This is a genomic window from Hansschlegelia beijingensis, assembly GCF_045505405.1.
In the GTDB taxonomy this organism is placed as follows: domain Bacteria; phylum Pseudomonadota; class Alphaproteobacteria; order Rhizobiales; family Methylopilaceae; genus Methylopila; species Methylopila beijingensis_A.
On record NZ_JBJKEX010000344.1, the window covers coordinates 1 to 3,274 of the forward strand.

The 3,274-nt window shown below is 69.1% G+C and carries 2 protein-coding genes and 2 pseudogenes; all 4 read left to right on the forward strand.

What is annotated here, in order from left to right:
* Positions 1 to 881: pseudogene (locus ACIKT0_RS15700) on the forward strand (proline dehydrogenase family protein); the annotation flags it as partial.
* A 5-nt stretch (positions 882 to 886) separates the two neighbouring features.
* Positions 887 to 1,120, forward strand: a pseudogene (locus tag ACIKT0_RS15705) (tyrosine-type recombinase/integrase); the annotation flags it as partial.
* A gap of 101 nt (positions 1,121 to 1,221) precedes the next feature.
* Positions 1,222 to 2,175 (forward strand): acetyl-CoA carboxylase carboxyltransferase subunit alpha, encoded by a 954-nt coding sequence (locus ACIKT0_RS15710; protein WP_407106272.1) that lies wholly within the window; start codon positions 1,222 to 1,224, stop codon positions 2,173 to 2,175.
* 98 nt (positions 2,176 to 2,273) lie between these two features.
* On the forward strand, positions 2,274 to 3,274 hold a 1,001-nt coding region (locus ACIKT0_RS15715; protein WP_407106274.1), incomplete at its 3' end, for a L,D-transpeptidase family protein.

A 3,274-nucleotide genomic window follows, 5' to 3' on the forward strand; every position in this document is an offset into this window, starting at 1 on the left:
AACGCCTCGTGGCCCGCGGCGGCGAGCCCGTCGTGCGCGCGGCGGTCGACCTTGCGATGCGGCTGCTCGGCGAGCAGTTCGTCACCGGGCGCACCATCAAGGAAGCGCTGGCGCGGGCCCGGAAGCGCGAGCAGGCCGGCTTCCGCCACTCCTTCGACATGCTGGGCGAGGCCGCGCTGACCCGTGTCGACGCCGAGAACTATCTCGCGGCCTATCGCGAGGCGATCGTCGCCATCGGACAGGAGGCGGCCGGCCGCGGCTGGCGGGAGGGGACGGGCATCTCGATCAAGCTCTCGGCGCTGCACCCCCGCTTCCAGCGCGCGCAGCGGGGCCGGGTGATGGCGGAGCTCGTCCCGCGGCTGACGGCGCTCGCGCAACTCGCGCGCGGCTTCGACATCGGCTTCAACATCGACGCCGAGGAGGCCGACCGGCTGGAGCTTTCGCTCGACGTGTTCGAGGCGCTCTGCCTCGCCCCCGAGCTCGCCGGCTGGGACGGCGCCGGCTTCGTGGTGCAGGCCTACATGAAGCGCGCGCCGTTCGTGATCGACTGGCTCGCGGATCTCGCCCGCCGCTCGGATCGCCGGATCATGACGCGGCTGGTCAAGGGCGCCTACTGGGACAGCGAGATCAAGCGCGCGCAGACGCTGGGGCTCGCGGACTTCCCGGTCTTCACCCGCAAGATCCACACCGACGTCAGCTTCCTGGCCTGCGCCCGCAGGATGCTGGAGGTGGGCGACGCGCTCTATCCGCAGTTCGCCACCCACAACGCCATGACGCTCGCCGCAGTGATCGAGATGGCGGGCCCCGACCGGTCGGCGGCCGATTACGAATTCCAGTGCCTGCACGGCATGGGCGAGCCGCTCTACGAGGAGGTGGTGGGTCCCGGGACAAGGCCGCCGCCCAGCGCGCCGGCCTCGCCCCCGAGAAAGTCAGCCCGCACGTGCTTCGTCACGCTTTCGCGAGCCATCTGGTGCAGAACGGCGCCGACCTCCGCGCCGTGCAGCAGATGCTGGGACACGCCGACATCGCCACGACGCAGATCTACACCCATGTGCTGGACGAACGCGCCGCCGGCATGGTCCGTGACCTGCATCCGCTCGGGGACGAGCCGTCGTCCTAAAGTCGGCCATTGAGTTGACTTTGGCGCCCGCGGCCCTCAAACGTGCCGGCGCTCCGCAGGACCACCGCCACCTTCGGCGTCGACGGCGCGGAGCCCGGGTCATGAAAAGCTACCTTGATTTCGAGAAGCCGGTCGCAGAGCTCCAGGCGAAGATCGCGGAGCTCAAGGCGCTCGGCGAGAACGACGACGGCGTCGCGATCGAGGACGACGTCCGCAGGCTCGAGGCGAAGTCCGAGCAGGCGCTGAAGGAGCTCTACGCCAACCTCACGCCATGGCAGAAGACGCTTGTGGCGCGGCATCCGAACCGGCCCCACTTCGGCGACTTCGTGAGGGCGCTGATCGAGGAGTTCACGCCTCTCGCCGGCGACCGGCTCTATGGCGAGGACGAGGCCATCGTCGGCGGCCCGGGGCGGTTCCGCGGCGAGCCCGTGATGGTCATCGGCCAAGAGAAGGGCGCCGACACCGAGACGCGCCTGAAGCACAATTTCGGAATGGCCAAGCCCGAAGGCTACCGCAAGGCGGTCCGCCTGATGGAGATGGCCGAGCGTTTCGCCCTGCCGGTGATCGCGCTCGTTGACACCGCCGGCGCGTTTCCGGGCGTGGAGGCCGAACAGCGCGGCCAGGCCGAGGCGATCGCCCGGTCGACCGAAGCCTGCCTCAACCTCACCGTCCCGAACGTCGCGGTGGTGATCGGGGAGGGCGGATCGGGCGGGGCGATCGCGCTCGCGACGGCCAACACGGTGCTGATGCTGGAGCACGCGGTCTACAGCGTGATCTCGCCCGAGGGCGCGGCCTCGATCCTGTGGCGAGACGCCGCCAAGGCCCAGGACGCGGCCACCAACATGAAGATCACCTCAGCCGATCTGATGCGGCTCGGGGTTGTGGACGGCGTCATTCCAGAACCGCTCGGCGGCGCGCACCGGAACGCCGGCGCCGCCATCCAGGCGACCGGCGACGCGATCGAGCGCGCGCTGGCGCGGCTCGCGGAGTTGCCGCCCGAGGAAGTCCGGGCCGAGCGCCGACGCAAGTTTCTGGCGATCGGGCGCAGCCTGTAGGCTTTCTCCGAGCGCGCGCCCGGCTTGCGGTAACCGGCAGGTAAGAGTATCCGTCTTAGCTGTCGGGGTCGTCGATCAGGCGGTTCGGGAGGCTCTATATGTCGGCAGCACGCCTTGCGGTCGCCGCGGCGTCGCTCGCAGCGGCCGTCGCTCTTGCCGGGTGCAAGAGCGAGCAGGCCACCACCGCCCGCAGCATTCAGCCCATGTCGCCGCAACTCGTGTCGCTGATGACCGAGAAGGGCATGAGCCCGCGCGACCCGATCCTGCTCCGCGTCTACAAGGAAGAGGCCAAGGCCGAGGTCTGGAAGAAGCGCCGGTCGGACGGCCGCTATGCGCTGCTGAAGAGCTACGACATCTGCCGTTTCTCCGGAAAGCTCGGGCCCAAGATCAAGGAAGGCGACAAGCAGGCGCCGGAAGGGTTCTATCAGGTCACTCCGGCGCAGATGAACCCGCGCTCGAACTACTATCTGTCGTTCAACATCGGCTACCCGAACGCCTATGATCGCGCGCTCGGCCGCACCGGCACCCATGTGATGATGCATGGCGACTGCCTGTCGGCCGGCTGCTACGCGATGACCGACGCGCAGATCGCGGAAATCTACGCGATGGCCCGCGAGGCCTTCGCGGGCGGGCAGAAGTCGTTCCAGGTCCAGGCGCTGCCGTTCCGCATGACGGCGCAGAACATGGCGCGCCGACGGAACGACGCGAACATCGCGTTCTGGAAGAACCTGAAGCAGGGCTCGGACAATTTCGAGGTCACCCGGCTCGAGCCCAAGGTCGACGCCTGCGGCAAGAAGTACGTCTTCAACGCGACGCCCTCCGCCCTTTCCACCTTCGAGCCCACCGCGCAGTGCCCGAGCTATCAGGTGCAGCCCGAGATCGCGCGGGCAGTGGCGGCGAAGGAGAAGGCCGACAACATCCTCATCGCGCAGCTGAGCAAGGAGATCCCGCCGGCTCCCGAGTATGTCGCGCAGAACGGACGCATGCGCCGCTCGCTCGACGAGCCGCTGATCCAGGTCGCGTCCGCGGCGCCGGTCGCGCAGTCCTTCGCCGCCGTCGAGCCGGAGCTAGCCTCCGTCGGCGCCGCCAAGTCCGCCCC